The 16,189-nt window shown below is 63.1% G+C and carries 17 protein-coding genes and 1 tRNA gene; 13 read left to right on the forward strand and 5 right to left on the reverse strand.

The annotated features are described in order from the left end of the window. Positions 1 to 60: 60 nt before the first annotated feature. Together sppA and rpsA are read right to left on the reverse strand one after the other, a co-directional pair. Positions 61 to 1,032: a signal peptide peptidase SppA gene (gene sppA / locus QA643_RS00500; RefSeq protein ID WP_283031267.1), complete on the reverse strand. Its 972-nt coding sequence runs from the start codon at positions 1,030 to 1,032 to the stop codon at positions 61 to 63. Between the two features lie 305 nt (positions 1,033 to 1,337). Next, positions 1,338 to 3,041: a 30S ribosomal protein S1 gene (rpsA, locus tag QA643_RS00505; RefSeq protein ID WP_283031268.1), complete on the reverse strand. Its 1,704-nt coding sequence runs from the start codon at positions 3,039 to 3,041 to the stop codon at positions 1,338 to 1,340. Positions 3,042 to 3,533: 492 nt separating this feature from the next. Here rpsA and QA643_RS00510 point away from each other — a divergent pair, with 492 nt between their 5' ends. Next, entirely contained in the window at positions 3,534 to 3,704 is a 171-nt protein-coding gene (locus QA643_RS00510; protein WP_283031269.1) for a hypothetical protein, read from the forward strand. A 50-nt stretch (positions 3,705 to 3,754) separates the two neighbouring features. Here QA643_RS00510 and cmk read toward each other — a convergent pair whose 3' ends face one another. Next, on the reverse strand, positions 3,755 to 4,384 hold the full coding sequence (gene cmk / locus QA643_RS00515; RefSeq protein ID WP_283035076.1) for a (d)CMP kinase: 630 nt from the start codon (positions 4,382 to 4,384) through the stop codon (positions 3,755 to 3,757). Positions 4,385 to 4,619: 235 nt separating this feature from the next. On the opposite strand from cmk, the gene QA643_RS00520 reads away from it, so the two are divergent. Next, on the forward strand, positions 4,620 to 5,609 hold the full coding sequence (locus QA643_RS00520; protein WP_283031270.1) for a tripartite tricarboxylate transporter substrate binding protein: 990 nt from the start codon (positions 4,620 to 4,622) through the stop codon (positions 5,607 to 5,609). Between the two features lie 16 nt (positions 5,610 to 5,625). Here QA643_RS00520 and aroA read toward each other — a convergent pair whose 3' ends face one another. After that, positions 5,626 to 6,963, reverse strand: a complete 1,338-nt coding sequence (gene aroA, locus QA643_RS00525) for a 3-phosphoshikimate 1-carboxyvinyltransferase (RefSeq protein ID WP_283031271.1) — start codon at positions 6,961 to 6,963, stop codon at positions 5,626 to 5,628. 142 nt (positions 6,964 to 7,105) lie between these two features. Here aroA and QA643_RS00530 point away from each other — a divergent pair, with 142 nt between their 5' ends. The 3 genes from QA643_RS00530 to QA643_RS00540 all read left to right on the forward strand — a co-directional run bounded on the left by QA643_RS00530 (position 7,106) and on the right by QA643_RS00540 (position 8,101). Next, on the forward strand, positions 7,106 to 7,519 hold the full coding sequence (locus QA643_RS00530; protein ID WP_283031272.1) for a TIGR02300 family protein: 414 nt from the start codon (positions 7,106 to 7,108) through the stop codon (positions 7,517 to 7,519). Between the two features lie 95 nt (positions 7,520 to 7,614). Next, a tRNA-Ala gene (locus QA643_RS00535) sits at positions 7,615 to 7,690 on the forward strand. 174 nt (positions 7,691 to 7,864) lie between these two features. Then, the gene (locus QA643_RS00540) at positions 7,865 to 8,101 is read left to right on the forward strand and encodes a GIY-YIG nuclease family protein (RefSeq protein ID WP_283031273.1); all 237 of its coding nucleotides are present in this window, start codon (positions 7,865 to 7,867) and stop codon (positions 8,099 to 8,101) included. Between the two features lie 15 nt (positions 8,102 to 8,116). Here the strand turns inward: QA643_RS00540 and QA643_RS00545 are convergent, their stop codons facing one another. After that, positions 8,117 to 8,575, reverse strand: coding sequence for a MarR family transcriptional regulator (locus QA643_RS00545; protein ID WP_283031274.1), 459 nt, complete (start codon positions 8,573 to 8,575; stop codon positions 8,117 to 8,119). Positions 8,576 to 8,739: 164 nt separating this feature from the next. On the opposite strand from QA643_RS00545, the gene QA643_RS00550 reads away from it, so the two are divergent. The 8 genes from QA643_RS00550 to QA643_RS00585 all read left to right on the forward strand — a co-directional run bounded on the left by QA643_RS00550 (position 8,740) and on the right by QA643_RS00585 (position 16,085). After that, positions 8,740 to 9,165 carry an organic hydroperoxide resistance protein gene (locus QA643_RS00550; RefSeq protein ID WP_283031275.1) on the forward strand — a complete coding sequence of 142 codons (426 nt, stop codon included), beginning with the start codon at positions 8,740 to 8,742 and terminating at the stop codon, positions 9,163 to 9,165. Between the two features lie 174 nt (positions 9,166 to 9,339). Further along, on the forward strand, positions 9,340 to 10,536 hold the full coding sequence (locus QA643_RS00555; protein ID WP_283031276.1) for a CaiB/BaiF CoA-transferase family protein: 1,197 nt from the start codon (positions 9,340 to 9,342) through the stop codon (positions 10,534 to 10,536). A gap of 270 nt (positions 10,537 to 10,806) precedes the next feature. After that, entirely contained in the window at positions 10,807 to 12,120 is a 1,314-nt protein-coding gene (gene ugpB / locus QA643_RS00560) for a sn-glycerol-3-phosphate ABC transporter substrate-binding protein UgpB (protein ID WP_283031277.1), read from the forward strand. A 149-nt stretch (positions 12,121 to 12,269) separates the two neighbouring features. After that, a complete protein-coding gene (ugpA, locus tag QA643_RS00565) occupies positions 12,270 to 13,151 on the forward strand; it encodes a sn-glycerol-3-phosphate ABC transporter permease UgpA (protein ID WP_283031278.1) in 882 nt (293 codons plus the stop codon). Further along, positions 13,151 to 13,999 carry a sn-glycerol-3-phosphate ABC transporter permease UgpE gene (ugpE, locus tag QA643_RS00570; protein ID WP_283031279.1) on the forward strand — a complete coding sequence of 283 codons (849 nt, stop codon included), beginning with the start codon at positions 13,151 to 13,153 and terminating at the stop codon, positions 13,997 to 13,999. Before ugpA ends, ugpE begins: the two co-directional genes overlap by 1 nt. Before the next feature lies 1 nt (position 14,000). Then, entirely contained in the window at positions 14,001 to 15,089 is a 1,089-nt protein-coding gene (locus QA643_RS00575) for a sn-glycerol-3-phosphate import ATP-binding protein UgpC (protein WP_283031280.1), read from the forward strand. A gap of 251 nt (positions 15,090 to 15,340) precedes the next feature. Further along, complete coding sequence (locus QA643_RS00580; RefSeq protein ID WP_057850485.1) at positions 15,341 to 15,766, forward strand: Hsp20 family protein; 426 nt, start codon at positions 15,341 to 15,343, stop codon at positions 15,764 to 15,766. 52 nt (positions 15,767 to 15,818) lie between these two features. Beyond that, positions 15,819 to 16,085 carry a DUF1150 domain-containing protein gene (locus tag QA643_RS00585; RefSeq protein ID WP_283031281.1) on the forward strand — a complete coding sequence of 89 codons (267 nt, stop codon included), beginning with the start codon at positions 15,819 to 15,821 and terminating at the stop codon, positions 16,083 to 16,085. The last annotated feature ends 104 nt before the right edge of the window (positions 16,086 to 16,189 follow it).

Below are 16,189 nucleotides of genomic sequence, written 5' to 3' on the forward strand. Positions count from 1 at the left end.
AACGGGTTTGTGACGCCACCCGCAGTGCGGGAAAATGTGGCTGACAGCAGCCGGTGCGGCTCAGTTGGGCGCAGACGGGCGCCACAATGCCAGCATGCCGTCGAGGGAGAGCTGATCGACGGCCTGCACTGCGCCGATCTGACGCGCGATGGAACTCAAGCCGAGCGCATCAAGCGCCATGGAGGTCGCCGTGCGCAGGAATGTCAGGTCGCCGAACTGCGGATTCAGCTTGTAATCGCGCACCGGAAGATCGCTTTTGATCTTTTTCTCGGCGACCAGCCATGCAACGGCGGCTTTTTCATCGCCAAGCTGATCGACGAGCTTCAGTTCGACCGCCTGGCGGCCGGTGAAGACGCGCCCGTCCGCGACCTTCTCCAAAAGCGCCTCATCCATGGCGCGCCGTTCCTTCACCAGGCCGCGGAACCAGGCGTAGGAGTCCTTTACCAGCGCATCGATCGCGGCGCGTGCCTCCGGACTGGTCGGCTCAAACCCGTTCGGCGCAGCCTTCAATGGCGAGGATTTCACCTCCTCGACCTTCACGCCGACGGTCTTCAATAGCTCGCTGAAGTTCGGAAACTGAAATAGCACGCCGATCGAGCCGACCAGCGAGCTCTGCCGCGCGACGATTTGATCGGCGGCGAGCGCTGCGATGTAGCCGCCCGACGCGGCGAGGCCCTCGACCACGACGACCACCGGCTTCTTCGCCTTCAGCCGCACCAGCGCGTCATAGAGCTGCTCAGAACCGGCGGTGGTGCCGCCAGGCGAATTGATGTGCACGATGACGGCGACATGGCTCGACTTCTCCAGCCGCTCCAGCGCCTCGACGCGTTGCTGGTCGCTGCGGATCAGCCCCTCGATATTGACGCGCGCGATTGACCCGGCCGATGTCAGCGCGGCGGGGCCGCTCCTGGTCGCAATCGCGCCAAAGGTGACGATCGCCGCGATCGTCACGAGACCCGCCACCAGGCGCCAGAAGGTCAGCTTGCGGCGAATCCTGCGGCGATCGACGATCACGTCCGAATCGAGCGACATCGAATTTCTCCAAGAAAACAGATCAGCGCGTTTTGCGCTCATAGCGTCAACGGCGCGTTATCTGATTACATCAATTGCGGCGCAATTTGAAGAAAACATGGCTTCGTATTGTCGTCCCCGCGAAGGCGGGGACCCATAACCACCGGCGCTGGTTTTTGGATTCGATGGAGCTCCAGCCCTGCGAAATACAGTCCGCCGGTGGTTATGGGTCCCGGATCGCGCTTCGCTTGTCCGGGACGACAGAAGAAACAAAAAGGCCCCGGTCGAAACCGGGGCCTGATGTCGCAGATAGATAAGCTGAAAGCTTACTTCTCGCGGTTCTTGAGCGCGGTGCCGAGAATGTCGCCCAGCGTCGCGCCCGAATCGGAGGAGCCGTACTGCGCGATGGCTTCCTTCTCTTCGGCTACTTCCAGCGCCTTGATCGAGACCTGCACCTTGCGGGCCTTCTTGTCGAACTGGATCACGCGCGCATCGACCTTCTCGCCGACGGCGAAGCGTTCGGCGCGCTGATCGTTGCGGTCACGGGCGAGCTCGGAGCGCTTGATGAAGGTGGTGAAGTCGGTGCCCGAGATCTTCACCTCGATGCCGGCTTCCTTCACTTCGAGCACTTCGCAAGTGACGACCGCGCCCTTCTTGACATCGCCGGGCTCGGCGAAGGGATCGCCTTCGAGCTGCTTGACGCCGAGCGAGATGCGCTCCTTCTCGACATCGACGTCGAGCACCACGGCCTTGACCATGTCACCCTTCTTGAAGTTGTCGATGACCTGTTCACCCGGCAGCTTCCAGTCGAGGTCGGACAGATGCACCATGCCGTCGACATCGCCATCGAGGCCGAGGAACAGACCGAACTCAGTCTTGTTCTTGACTTCGCCTTCGACAGTCGAACCGACCGGGAACTTCTCGACGAAGACTTCCCAGGGGTTGCGCATGGTCTGCTTGAGGCCGAGCGAGATGCGGCGCTTGACCGAATCCACCTCGAGAACCTGCACTTCGACTTCCTGCGAGGTCGAGACGATCTTGCCGGGGTGCATGTTCTTCTTGGTCCACGACATCTCCGAGACGTGGATCAGGCCTTCGATGCCCGGCTCCAGTTCGACGAACGCGCCGTAGTCGGTGATGTTGGTGACACGGCCGGTGAAGCGCGCGTTCAGTGGGTACTTCGCCTCGATGCCCTGCCACGGATCGTCCAGCAGCTGCTTCATGCCGAGCGAGATGCGGTGGGTCTCGTGGTTGATCTTGATGATCTTGACCTTCACGGTCTGGCCGATGGTCAGCACCTCGGTCGGGTGGTTGACCCGGCGCCAGGCGATATCGGTGACGTGGAGCAGGCCGTCGATGCCGCCGAGATCAACGAACGCACCGTAATCGGTGATGTTCTTGACCACGCCGTCGATCACCTGGCCTTCTTCGAGGTTCTGCACCAGCTCCTGGCGCTGCTCGGCGCGGGTCTCTTCGAGAACCGTGCGGCGCGACACCACGATGTTGCCGCGGCGGCGATCCATCTTGAGGATCTGGAACGGCTGCGAGTTGTTCATCAGCGGCGCGACGTCGCGGATCGGACGGATGTCGACCTGCGAGCGCGGCAGGAAGGCAACGGCGCCGTCGAGATCGACAGTAAAGCCGCCCTTGACCTGGTTGAAGATGACGCCGTGAACCTTCTCGTTGTTCTGGAACGCCTTCTCCAGCTTGCCCCAGCTCTCCTCGCGGCGCGCCTTGTCGCGCGACAGCACGGCTTCACCGAGCGCATTTTCGATCCGGTCGAGGAACACCTCGACTTCGTCGCCGACCTTGAGATCGCTTTCACGGCCGGGGCCGGCGAATTCGCGCAGCGCGACGCGGCCCTCGGTCTTCAGGCCGACGTCGATGACGGCCATGTCCTTTTCAATTGCAACCACCTTGCCCTTGATGACGGAGCTTTCCTGCAGATTGCCGCCGGCAAAGGACTCGTCCAGCATCGCAGCAAAATCGTCACGGGTAGGATTATAGGAAGCAGCGGTAATCGAAGCCATTTGTTCTCCAATGCGGGATACTTGCCGGCCGTTCGGGTTAAAGGGCGCATCGCGCGTGAAGGGTCAGGGGTCCGCAAACCCTGACGACCGCGTTTGCGGAGGAGCGCAAAAGCGGGCCGGCAGCATGCCTGCACGTTCGATACGTATTGATTTATCCGGAGCCTGAAACGAGCTTGTCGACTTCAGCAGCCTGGAGCGGGCTTTCCTCCAATGACGGCGGAGGTTCAAACCTGCCAGCCGGCCCGCTCGGACAGCCCTGATCTCATCGATGGCGGCCCGGATGGCCGTGGATATAGCCCCAAGGGCCATTTTCGGCAAGCGAAAATGCCTCGATTTACGGGCTCTTAAGGCTGACGGACCCTCATCGCCGGGCCTCCCGTTCAACGCCTTGTTGACCGCATGGCGCGAAAGGTCGCTCTCCCTCGCGGGATGGAACCTGACCTTAAGCCGGCCGCCTTACAGGATCGCCCGCTCAAAACCAGGGGGCCGCCCATGAAGAGCCTGATCGCTCTGACCGCCATCGCCATCTTTACCGTCACCGCGGCTGTCGCCGGCAAGCCGCCTGCATTTGCGACCGACAAGGCGATTGCCGCCGCCAAATCGAACCCTGTCATGATGGCCGAGCAGCAATTGCCGTTCGAGCGTGGGCGCTCGAAGAACTGACCCTGAAGATTTCTGCTGCGATGCCGGCTGCGAGCGGATCGGCATAAAACTCACCGCCCGGCGCGGACCGCCTCGACGATGGCAATCGCGGCGCGCACGCCGGCCTCGATGTCGAGATTGGTATTATCGAGAATATGGGCATCCGCCGCCGCCTTGAGCGGGGCGGCCGCGCGGTTCTTGTCCCGTTCATCGCGCTTGAGGATGTCGGCAAGCACCGCCGCCTCGTCGGCCTCCTCGCCGCGGGCGCGGGCTTCCAAAGTCCGGCGGTGGGCCCGCACCTGCGGATCGGCCACGACGAAGATCTTCACATCGGCATCCGGGCAGATGATAGTGCCGATGTCGCGCCCATCGAGCACCGCGCCGGGCGGATCGGCCGCAAACTGGCGCTGAAAGTTGACGAGAGCTTCGCGCACTTTCGGGATTGCCGACACTACCGATGCGGCATCACCGATGCGCTGCGTCTTAAGTTCGGGATGGCCGAACTTTTCGGGATCGAGCTCCATCGCAATCGCAACCGCCCGCGCCTCGTCGGTCAGCTCAAACCCCTGGTCGAGCAGCGCCTTCGCCACCGCGCGGTAGATCACGCCAGTGTCGAGATGGCGGTAGCCGTAATGATGGGCGAGGCGTTTGCCGAGCGTCCCCTTGCCGGATGCCGCCGGCCCGTCGATGGCGATGATCATGGAAGCCATGTGCGACAGACCGGGATGATGGTCAAGGGCGCGGCCAAGGATGGTCGGCCAGGATCGTCGGCCTTGAACGGTGGCCTTGAACGGTGGCCTTGGCCGGGATGCCGCCGCAGGATGGACGCATCCCAGATGCGTCCAAATGTTCCTCGCCCTCGCCACAAGCCGGCTCTAGTCTGAAGCAAGCCCGAAAAATCCACCAAGCAAACAAGCACCGGCGGGGAGGGTTACGATGAGCGCGATTTCACGGCGTCGTTTTATCGGTAGCGCAGCAGCCGCTTCGGCCATCCCGCTGCTCGGGACTTCGGCGAAGGCGCAGTCCGACTGGCCGACCAAGCCGATCAAGATCATCGCCGGCTACCCGGCCGGAGGGCAGACCGATTTGTTCGCGCGAACCTATGGCGAATATATCCGGATCGAGACCGGCCAGAACGTGGTGGTGGAAAACAAGGCCGGCGCTTCGGGATCGGTCGCCGCAGTGGAAGCCAAGCGCGCCGCGCCCGATGGCTACACGCTGATGTTCACCATCGCGACGACGATGATCATGAACCGCGTTCTGATCAAGGATATCCCTTACGATCCCGAAAAGGATTTTGTCCTCGTCTCGATCATGCCGGCGGGCAGCCTGCCGTTCGTTGTCGCCGAGAAGACAGGTGCAAAAACGCTCGCCGAATTTGTTGCCTATGCCAAGAAGGCCGAGAAGGTCAACGTCGGCACCTATGGCGCAGGCTCCTACGCGCACATGGCGGTCGCCGAAATGAACAAGCAGTATGGTCTCAAGATGGAAGCGGTCCATTATCGCGGCGAAGCGCCGATGTGGACCGACCTTGCCGGCGGATTCATCGATGGCGCGCACGGCAGCTATTCCGCCGCGTTGTCGGTGCTGCAGAGCGGCCGCGGCCGTGCGGTCGCCGTCTCGCGCAAGCGCATGTCGACCTTGCCGAACGTCCCGTCCTTTGCCGAGCAGGGCACGACATCGCCGATTTTCAAGCTGACCGGATTCCAGTGCTGCGCCGTGCCCACGGGTACGCCGGCGGCGATCGTTCAGAAGCTGTCGAAACTGCTCGTCGCCGGCGGCAAGACCGAAAAGGTGCTGCAGCTCATGAAGTCATTCGGCGTCGACGATACCGCGATGACCTTCGAGGAGACGCAGAAGCTCTACAAGGAGGAATCGCCGATCTGGCTTGAAGCCGTGACTAGCCTTGGGCTAGCGCCGTCCTGAAGCGCGCGGGCCTTCTTTACGCAAACTCCGCGCCCAGCGAACGCATCATCGGAATGAAATCCGGGAAGCTGGTGGCGATGAAGGTGGTGTCGTCGACCTTGACCGGCTTGTCGGCGGCGAGCCCCATCACCAGTGCCGACATCGCGATGCGGTGATCCATGTGGGTGGCGACGAGGCCGCCGCCCGGCACATGCCCGTGGCCCTCGACGATCAGATCGTCGCCGTCGATCGCGACCTTGACGCCGTTGACCCGCAGCATGGCGGCGGTCGCCTCCAGGCGATCGGATTCCTTGACGCGCAATTCCTGCAGGCCGCGCATGATCGTGGTGCCCTCGGCGAAGGCGGCGGCGACCGCCAGCACCAGATACTCGTCGATCATCGACGGCGCGCGCTCCGGCGGCACCTCGACGCCGCGCAGCTTCGAGGCGCGCACGCGCAAGGCGGCCATCGGCTCGCCGGCATCGCCGCGGACGTCGCTCTCCTCGATCGAAGCGCCCATCTCGCGCAGCGTCGTGAACAGGCCGGTGCGCAGCGGATTGGTCATCACATCGGAGAAGGTTACGTCGGAGCCCTCGACGATCAGCGCCGCCACGATCGGGAATGCCGCGGACGACGGATCGGCCGGCACGACGACGTTGGCGCCATGCAGCTCGGGCTCGCCCGTCAGCGTAATCTTGCGGCCGTGGGCACCTTCTTTGACTGAGACGATCTCGGCGCCGAAATGTTTCAGCATCAGCTCGGTATGGTCGCGGCTGGCCTCCTGCTCGATGACCGTGGTGACGCCCGGTGCGGCCAATCCGGCCAGCAGCACCGCCGACTTGATCTGGGCCGAGGCCACCGGGGTCCGGTAAAGGATCGGCACCGGCTCGCGCGCGCCGTGCAGCGTCAGCGGCAGGCGGCCGCCCTCCCGGGCTTCGCCAGTCCTGGCGCCCATCAATTCGAGGGGATCGAGGATCCGCCGCATCGGGCGGGACCGCAGCGAGGCGTCGCCATCGAAGACGGCCGTGATCGGACATCCGGCGGCCGCCCCCATCACCAGCCGGCACCCGGTACCGGAATTGCCGAAATCGAGTGGCGCGGCCGGCTGGGCGAAGCCGCCAACCCCGACACCCCGGACCTGCCAGGCGAACGGGCCGGTCCGCTCGACCTTGGCGCCCAGCGCCCGCATCGATTTGGCGGTGTTAAGCACGTCTTCGCCCTCGAGAAGCCCCGAAATCCGGGTTTCGCCGACCGAAAGCGCCCCCAGAATGAGGGCGCGGTGGGAAATCGACTTGTCGCCGGGAACATGTACTTTGCCGGCCAAGGGGCCGCCGGCACGGGATTCCAACGGAGTGGGCGTAGCGGAATGGGTCAAGATCGGGGTCCTCTGCGGGGGCGGCAGTATCACATGGGCCACACGGCGTCACGCGGCGGTCAAATGCCGAAAGCGCTATTGACACCGGCCTCTCAACTAGCCAAGTGAAGCACCGTTTTTCAGAATTTCCCAGGATTCACACGTGGCCAAATCCGACCTCGGAACCAAGCGCATTTGCCCGACCACGGGTAAGAAATTCTACGACCTGAATAAGAACCCCGTGATCTCGCCCTATACCGGCGAGGTGGTGCCGATCGCGCCGATTGCGCCGCCCCGCGGGCGTGGCGAAGCCGCACGCGCCGCCGCAGCGACCACCGCCGCCGACATGCCGGAGCCCGCCGAGGCCGAAGAGTTGGTCTCGCTCGAGGAGGCCGACGCCGAGGAGAATACCGGCAAGGTCAAGGCCCAGGTTCCCGAATCGGAGGACGACATCGAAATCGATGAGACCATCGAGGATGATGACGACGACGATTCCACCTTCATTCCCGACGAGGAAGAAGGGGACGAAGACGTGACTGACATCATCGGTGATGTCGGAGGTGATGAAGAGACTTGAGATCGGCCCTGATCTGTGATCAAGGGTGCTGCCGCACGAGTCGCCCAAGGCTCGGCGGCCGGGGATAGCCCACCATCCCCGATCGGACGTGTTAAGGGGCCATAGCTCAGCTGGGAGAGCGCTTGCATGGCATGCAAGAGGTCGGCGGTTCGATCCCGCCTGGCTCCACCAGCCTTCGCTTGCTTCGCAAGCTACGGCTCGGCAAGCCACGCCGTGCCCTCTCGTAGCGAAGCAAGCGAAGGCTGCCGCGGCGTAGCCCGAAGGGCGAAGCCGGGCTCTTTCCGCGAAGACTCGTTTTGCAAGTCACGGGCGGTGCCGTAGATTTAATGGCGGAGGCGATCCGCCATGAAATACGTCTACATTCTCGAAAGTCTCGACTCCCTGCATTTCTATGTCGGCATTACCGACGACCTGCGCGCGCGATTGGCGAAGCACAACGCCGGCGAGGTCCCGCACACATCAAAGCACGGGCCATGGCGAATAAAGACCTACGTAGCGTTTCGTGACGCAGCGCAGGCTGTCGCGTTCGAAAGATATCTGAAGTCGGCGTCCGGCCGCGCCTTCGCCAAGAAGCGCCTCTGACCCGTCACCGCCCCTCTATTCCCCCAACACCGCATTCAACCGGTCGCGCAGCGCGACGATTTCGTTCTTCATCGCGACCAGTTCGCCGACCGAACAATCCGACGCCGCAAGGATCGACTGCGGCACGGCGCGGGCTTTTTCCCTGAGCGCCTCGCCCCTGGCGGTCAGCGCGATCAGCACCTGCCGCTCGTCCTCGGTGCTACGTGTTCGCTTGATCAGCTCGGCCGCCTCCAGCCGCTTGAGCAGCGGCGTCAGCGTGCCGGAATCCAGGAACAGCCGCTCGCCGATATCTTTCACCGGCACGCCGTCGCGCTCCCACAGCACCAGCATGACAAGATATTGCGGGTAAGTTAGCCCGAGCCTGTCCAGCAGCGGCTTGTAGACGCGGTTGAACGCATGCGCGGTGGAATACACCGCAAAGCAGATCTGATTGTCGAGCCGCAGCGGAAAGTCCGCCGAAGATTTCTTGGCCATCACGACCTCGTTAGCAGGCGCCCTTCGGGACCTGATCTGGCGATCTAAGCAATTGATTTCAATTGCATACAATCAAATTGCGCCGTCCGCAATAATTTATGTTGCGCACAATCTAATTGCATGCAATACATCCCCCATCAAAACGGCAACCAAGGGAGACCGACATGTCCGTGAACGTGCTCTACAAGACCAGCGCCCAGGCCACCGGCGGCCGCGACGGCCATGCTGCGACCCTCGATGGCGCGCTCGACGTCAAGCTCACCACCCCGAAGGAGCTGGGCGGCGGCGGTGGTGCGGGCAACAATCCCGAGCAGCTGTTCGCGGCGGGCTATGCCGCCTGCTTCATCGGCGCGATGAAGTTCGTTGCTTCTCAGGGCGGCCCGAAGGTTCCGGCGGACGCCACCGTGACCTCCACCGTCGGCATCGGCCCGCGCTCGGAGGGCGGCTTTGGCCTCGACGTCGAACTCGCCGTGTCGCTGCCCGGCGTTGCCAAGGCGGACGCCGAAGCGCTGGTCGCGAAGGCGCACCAGGTGTGCCCCTATTCCAACGCCACGCGCGGCAATGTGGATGTGCGCCTGACGGTCGTCTGACGACCTGATCCGGACGGCCCGCCGTGGATACCGGCGGGCCGTTCGCCCCGCGGAATTTTTCGCGCGTGCTACGGCAGCCGCGTCATGCGCCTGTGCGCGCGACGCCATTGCTGCCGCGCCTGAAGACCGCTAGCTCAGGACTTCCATTCCCCATCCTGAGCGAAGGCTTTCTCCATGAGTTCTACCGGCGCGATGACCGGCCTGCGCGTGATCGATCTGACGCGCGTGCTCGGCGGCCCCTATTGCACGCAAATCCTCGCCGACCATGGCGCCGACGTCATCAAGGTCGAACCGCCGGCCGGCGACGAGGTGCGCGACTGGGGTCCTCCCTTCCACGAGGAGGACGCGGCCTATTTCGTCGGCATCAACCGCAACAAGCGCTCCGTCGGGCTCGACCTGTCGTCCGAGGGTGGGCGCGCGGTTCTCCTGAAGATGCTGGAGACGGCGGACGTCCTGATCGAGAATTTCAAGCCGGGCACGCTCGACAAATGGGGCATCGGCAACGAGGTGTTGCGCGCGAAATTCCCGCGGCTGGTGCATTGCCGGATCTCCGGCTTCGGCGCCGACGGCCCGCGCGGCGGCAATCCCGGCTATGACGCGATCATCCAGGCCATGACCGGCATGATCGCCGCGACCGGCTCGCCGGAAAGCGGCCCGATGCGGATCGGCGTTCCCCTCGTCGATATCACCACCGGGCTTTATGCGGCGATCGGCATTTTGATGGCGCTGTCGGAGCGGCAGCGTTCCGGTTTGGGACAGTTTCTCGAAACCACGCTGTACGAGACCGGCCTTGCGATCATGCACCCGCACACCGCGAACTATTTCATGCATGGCAAGCCGCCTTCGCTCACCGGCAACGAGCATCCGAACCTCGTTCCGTACGCGATCTTCCCGACCAAGACCGACAACATCTTCATCGGCGTCGGCAATGACGGCACCTTCCGTAAGCTGGCCAAAGAGATCGGCAAGCCTGAGCTCGGCACCGATCCGCGCTTTGCGCGCAACAAGGACCGCATCGCCAACCGCGAGGCACTGCGCGCCGAGCTTGCCGCCGTGTTCAGCCAGCACGAGGCTGAGCCGCTCTGCAATCGCCTGCTGGCGGCGGGCCTGCCGGCCGGCCCGGTGCAGAAGATCGACCAGGCGCTGACCAATCCGCATACGCTGCACCGCGGCGACATCATCTCGAAGGATTGGTACAAGGGCGTCGCCTCGCCGATCCGGATGGATCGGACCAAGCCGAGCCTGCGGCGGACGCCGCCGAAATTCAGCCAGCACACCTCGGAAGTGCTGGGCGAGTTCGGCTATTCCAAGAGCGAGATCGAGGCGCTGGTCGCCAAGGGCGCGGTCTGCGGCACCGAGCGCAAGCGGTAAAGGTAGTCGCCCCTGCGAACGCAGGGGCCCATACGCCGCGGCTTCGCTTGGGGCACAAGTGATGGCCGCCCTTCTGCAACCACACACGACTGTGGTTATGGGCCCCTGCGTTCGCAGGGGCGACGGAGTGTTGTGGCCTTCGCCTATTTTCCAGCTTCCCTCCGCGCCCGCTTCCCCAATACCTTGCTTTCGCTTATACGGTCATTTGCACGTCATCCGGCGCTGTTATCGCGCGAAACGAAGGTGACGACCTTAACCCGGAGGGATTCCATGGCATTTCGACAATTCGGCGCAGCAGCGGCAGTGGGTGTTGCGCTGGCGCTTGCAACGCCGGCCCACGCTGCGATCGAGATCCAGTGGTGGCACGCCATGACCGGCGGCAACAACGACGTCGTCAACAGGCTCGCCGAAGAATTCAACGCCAGCCAGTCCGATTACAAGGTCGTGCCGACCTACAAGGGTACCTACCCGGACACCATGAACGCCGGCATCGCTGCGTTCCGCGCCGGCAACGCGCCGCACATCATGCAGGTGTTCGAAGTCGGTACCGCCACGATGATGAGCGCGACTGGCGCCATCAAGCCGGTCTATCAGCTCATGAAAGACGCCGGCGAGCCATTCGACCCAAAGGCCTACCTGCCGACCATCACCGGCTACTACTCGACCTCCAAGGGCGAGATGCTGTCCTTTCCCTTCAATTCATCCTCGATGGTGATGTGGATCAACAAGGACGAGCTGAAGAAGGCCGGGATCGCCGAAATTCCGAAGACCTGGCCGGAAGTGTTCGAGGCCGCCAAGAAGCTCAAGGCCGCCGGCCATACCAGCTGCGGCTTCTCCAATGCCTGGGTGAGCTGGGCCCATATCGAGCAGTTCTCCGCCTGGCACAATTTGCCGATCGGCACCAAGGCCAACGGGCTTGACGGCTTTGATACCGAGCTGAAGTTCAACTCGCCGGTGCATGTGAAGCATCTGCAGAACCTGATCGATCTGCAGAAGGACAAGACCTACGACTACAGCGGCCGCGACAGCAAGAACGAAGCCCGCTTCGGCTCCGGCGAGTGCGCGATCTTCCTGACCTCGTCGGGCTATTACGGCACCGCAAAGGGCACAGCGAAGTTCGACTTCACCTCGGCGCCGATGCCGTATTATCCGGATGTTGCCGGCGCGCCGCAGAACTCGATCATCGGCGGTGCCTCGCTGTGGGTGATGGGCGGCAAGAAGCCGGAAGAGTACAAGGGCGTCGCAAAGTTCTTCGCCTTCCTGTCCGACACCAACCGGCAGGCCAAGCTGCACCAGGAATCCGGCTATCTGCCGATCACCAAGGCGGCCTATGAGAAGTCGATCAAGGACGGCTTCTACGAGAAGAACCCGACGCTGCAGACGCCCCTGAAGGAGCTGACCAACAAGGAGCCGACCGAAAACTCACGGGGCCTGCGCTTCGGCAACATGGTGCAGATGCGCGACATCTGGGCCGAGGAGATCGAAGCGGCGCTGGCCGGCAAGAAGACCGCCAAGGAAGCGCTCGATTCCGCGGTCTCGCGCGGCAACGCCATGTTGCGCACCTTCGAGAAGACTGCAAAGTAGGCTGAGCTCAATCGGGGGGCCCGTCATTGCGAGCGAGGCGAAGCAATCCATGGCACCGCATGATCGGTAGCAATGGATTGCTTCGTTGCTTCAGCACAAAATTGCTTCGTAATTTTGTCGCGGGCTCTCGCAATGACGAGCGCGTGTGAATGGAAAAGTCCACCGTCTTCAACAACCGTCTGCTGCCCTATCTGCTGCTGTTGCCGCAGCTCGTCATTACGGTTGTCTTCTTCTATTGGCCGGCAAGCCAGGCGATCTGGCAATCCTTCCTGCGCGAGGACGCCTTCGGTCTTCGCTCCGAATTCGTCGGCCTCGAGAACTATCAGGCGCTGTTCGCCCAGCCGGAATATTATGCGGCGATCTTGACGACGGTGGTGTTTTCGACGCTGGTTGCGGCGCTGTCGCTGTCGATTGCGCTGTTGTTCGCCACCCAGGCCGACAAGAATCTGAAGGCCGGAGCGGGATACAAAACGCTGCTGATCTGGCCCTATGCCGTGGCCCCCGCGGTTGCCGGCGTGCTTTGGTTTTTCATGTTTCAGCCCTCGCTCGGCATGCTCGCACGCCCGCTCCGCGGCGCAGGCATCGACTGGAATCCGCTGCTCAACGGCAACCACGCCCTGATCCTGGTGGTGATGGCCTCGGTGTGGAAACAGATCTCCTACAATTTCCTGTTCTTCCTGGCCGGCCTCCAGGCGATCCCGCGGAGCGTGCTCGAAGCCGGCGCGATCGACGGCGCCCGGCCGCTGCGGCGGTTCTGGACCATTACCTTCCCGCTGCTATCGCCGACGACGTTCTTCCTCCTGGTCGTCAACATCGTCTACGTCTTCTTCGACACGTTCGGCATCATCGATGCCGTGACCGGCGGCGGCCCTGCCGGCGCCACCACCACCATGGTCTACAAGGTCTATGCCGACGGCCGTCTCGGCGGCGACCTCGGCGGCTCGGCCGCGCAGTCGGTGATCCTGATGGTCATCGTGATCGCGCTCACTGCGGTCCAGTTCCGCTACGTCGAACGCAAGGTGCAATACTGATGGTCGAGCACCGCCCGCTTAACGATATCATCGCCTACGCCATCCTGACGCTTGGCGTTTTCATCGTGGCCTTCCCGGTCTACCTGGCGCTGATCGCCTCGACCCATGATGCCGGAACGGTGGTGGGCGGCCACATGCCGGCGACGCCCGGCGGCCAGACGCTAGACAACTACTACCGCGCGGTCTTTGTCGGCGGCGCACGTACCAGCCGCGAGCCGGTCGCCAACATGCTGATCAACTCCTTCGTCTCGGCGATCGGCATTGCCGTCGGCAAGATCTTCATCTCGATCCTGTCCGCATATGCCGTGGTCTATTTCCGCTTCCCGTTCCGCAAGACGGCGTTCTGGATCATCTTCATCACGCTGATGCTGCCGGTCGAGGTTCGCATCTATCCTACCTACAAGGTGGTCGCCGACCTCAATATGCTCGACACCTATGCCGGGCTGATCCTGCCGCTGATTGCATCCGCCACCGGCACGCTGCTGTTCCGCCAGTTCTTCATGACGGTACCGGACGAGCTCTTGGAAGCTTCGCGCATCGACGGCGCGGGCCCATTCCGCTTCTTCTTCGACACGCTGCTGCCGCTGTCGGTCACGACGATCGCCGCGCTGTTCGTGATCCAGTTCATCTACGGCTGGAATCAATATCTCTGGCCGCTTCTGATCACCACGAAGGATTCGATGCAGACCATCGTGATCGGCATCAAGAAGATGCTGGCAACGACAGACGAACTCGCCGAATGGCAGCTTGCGATGGCGACGGCGGTCCTCGCCATGCTGCCGCCGGTCGCAGTGGTCATCTTCATGCAGCGGCTGTTCGTGCGCGGCCTGGTCCAGACGGAAAAGTGAAATGGCCAACGTAACCCTCCGCAACGTCCGCAAGACCTATGTCGGCGGCTTCGAGGCCATCAAGGGCATCGATTTCGAGGTAGGCGATGGCCAGTTCTGCGTGCTGGTCGGCCCTTCCGGCTGCGGCAAGTCCACGCTGCTGCGCATGGTCGCGGGGCTGGAAACCATCACCGGCGGCGAGATCGACATCGGCGGGCGTGTGGTGAACCAGATCGAGCCGGCCGATCGCGACATCGCGATGGTGTTTCAGAACTACGCGCTCTACCCGCACATGAGCGTCTACAACAACATGGCCTACGGCCTGCGCAACCGCGGCATGGCCGAGGGCGAGATCAAGACGCGCGTGGAGGAAGCCGCGCGGATTCTCGAACTCGGCGCCATGCTCGACCGCAAGCCGCGGCAATTGTCCGGCGGCCAGCGCCAGCGCGTGGCGATGGGGCGCGCCATCGTGCGCCAGCCAAAAGTGTTTCTGTTCGACGAGCCGCTGTCCAACCTCGACGCCAAGCTGCGCATCGCGATGCGGGTCGAAATCCGTAAATTGCAGCGCCGCCTCTCGACGACCTCGATCTACGTCACCCACGACCAGCTCGAGGCGATGACGCTGGCCGACATTCTCGTTGTCATGAACGGCGGCCAGGTCGAGCAGATCGGCAATCCGCTCGACATCTATCAGAAGCCGGCGACCACCTTCGTTGCCTCCTTCATCGGCGCCCCGCCGATGAACCTGATGCCGCTGCGCTCGGACGAGCTGAAATCGCAGCTGGCCGGCGATTCGCGCATTGGCGAGGCCGGCATCCTCGGCATCCGGCCCGAGGATTTCGTCATCACAGGCGAAACAGCGTCCGGCGCCGTGGCGCTCGGCCTCACGGTGGAGGCGATCGAGCGGGTCGGCGCCGAGACCTTCGTCTACGGCACGCGGCAGAAGGAAGAGCAGGGTATCGCCGCCACCCCCGGCGAATTGCCACCAGGCGAAATCATCGTCCGCATCCCGGGCGCCGTCGGCCCGGCCATCGGCGAGCGAATCAGGGCGGTGGCGGCGAAAGACAAGCTGCATCTCTTTACCGCCGACGGAAGGAAGCGGGTGGGCTGAGGTCGTCATTCCGGGGCGACGCGAAGCGTCGAACCCGGAATCTCGTTCCACAAGCTCGGGATTCCGGGTTCGCTTCGCGCCCCGGAATGACTGCCACAAACCTCGCCGCGGCCGATTTACGCAGCTTTCAGAGGCGCTTGAACCCTCCTCAAATCACCCCCATATTGCTTCTTGACCGGACGGCAAGTCGGCCGGCCGGTTGCATGGGGCGCCGCAAGGGCCCCTCAAAGTCGCTTCGAGAGGACTTTGTAATGTCTCGTGTTCCTTCGTTGTCCAGTCCGTTCCTGCTTGGGTTCGACGAAATCGAGCGTGCGCTCGATCGCGTCGTCAAAGGCGCCGACGGTTATCCTCCCTACAACATCGAGCGGTGCGACCGTGCCAACGGCCAGCCCGAACGGTTGCGCATCACGCTGGCAGTGGCGGGTTTTACCCGTGACCAACTCGATGTGACGATTGAGGAAAACCAGCTCGTGATTCGGGGCCGCCAGCAGGACGACAAGGCCCGGCAATACATCCATCGCGGCATCGCCGCGCGCCACTTCCAGCGCACCTTCGTGCTGGCGGAGGGGATGCTGGTGCTGGGCGCGGATCTGAAGAACGGGCTGTTGTCGATCGATCTGGCCAGGCCTGAGCCTGAAAGGGTCGTTAAGACAATCGCTATCAATGAGCACGAATAATAGTGGAACAAGGAGCGGACTCGACCGCTTAGTCTCCAGAGGAGTCGAGACCATGAGTGATGTGAGTGTGACCTACGAACCCGAAAAGGTTTCCGTCGAGGCGCTTGCCCATCTTGGTGAAGGGCATATCGCCTATGTGAAACAAGTCCGTTCCGAGGACGTGCCGGGACTGTTTCCGCAGGCGCCGAAAATCGCGCCGGGACTCAAACTGTTCGCGCTGCATGCCGCCGACGGCACCCCGATCATGCTGACCGACAGCCGGGAAGCGGCGATCGCCAACGCATGGAGCAACGAGCTCCAGGCCGTCAGCGTACACTGACGCAGCCTGCTGCCGTCATTGACACGGCATTGGCTGCGGTCGCTGACGATACTTCGCCGGCATTGATGCCGCGAAGGTGAGAAGAGGGTTTCGGATACGCGGGC

The sequence above is a fragment of the Bradyrhizobium sp. CB3481 genome (genome assembly GCF_029714305.1).
In the GTDB taxonomy this organism is placed as follows: Bacteria; Pseudomonadota; Alphaproteobacteria; order Rhizobiales; family Xanthobacteraceae; genus Bradyrhizobium.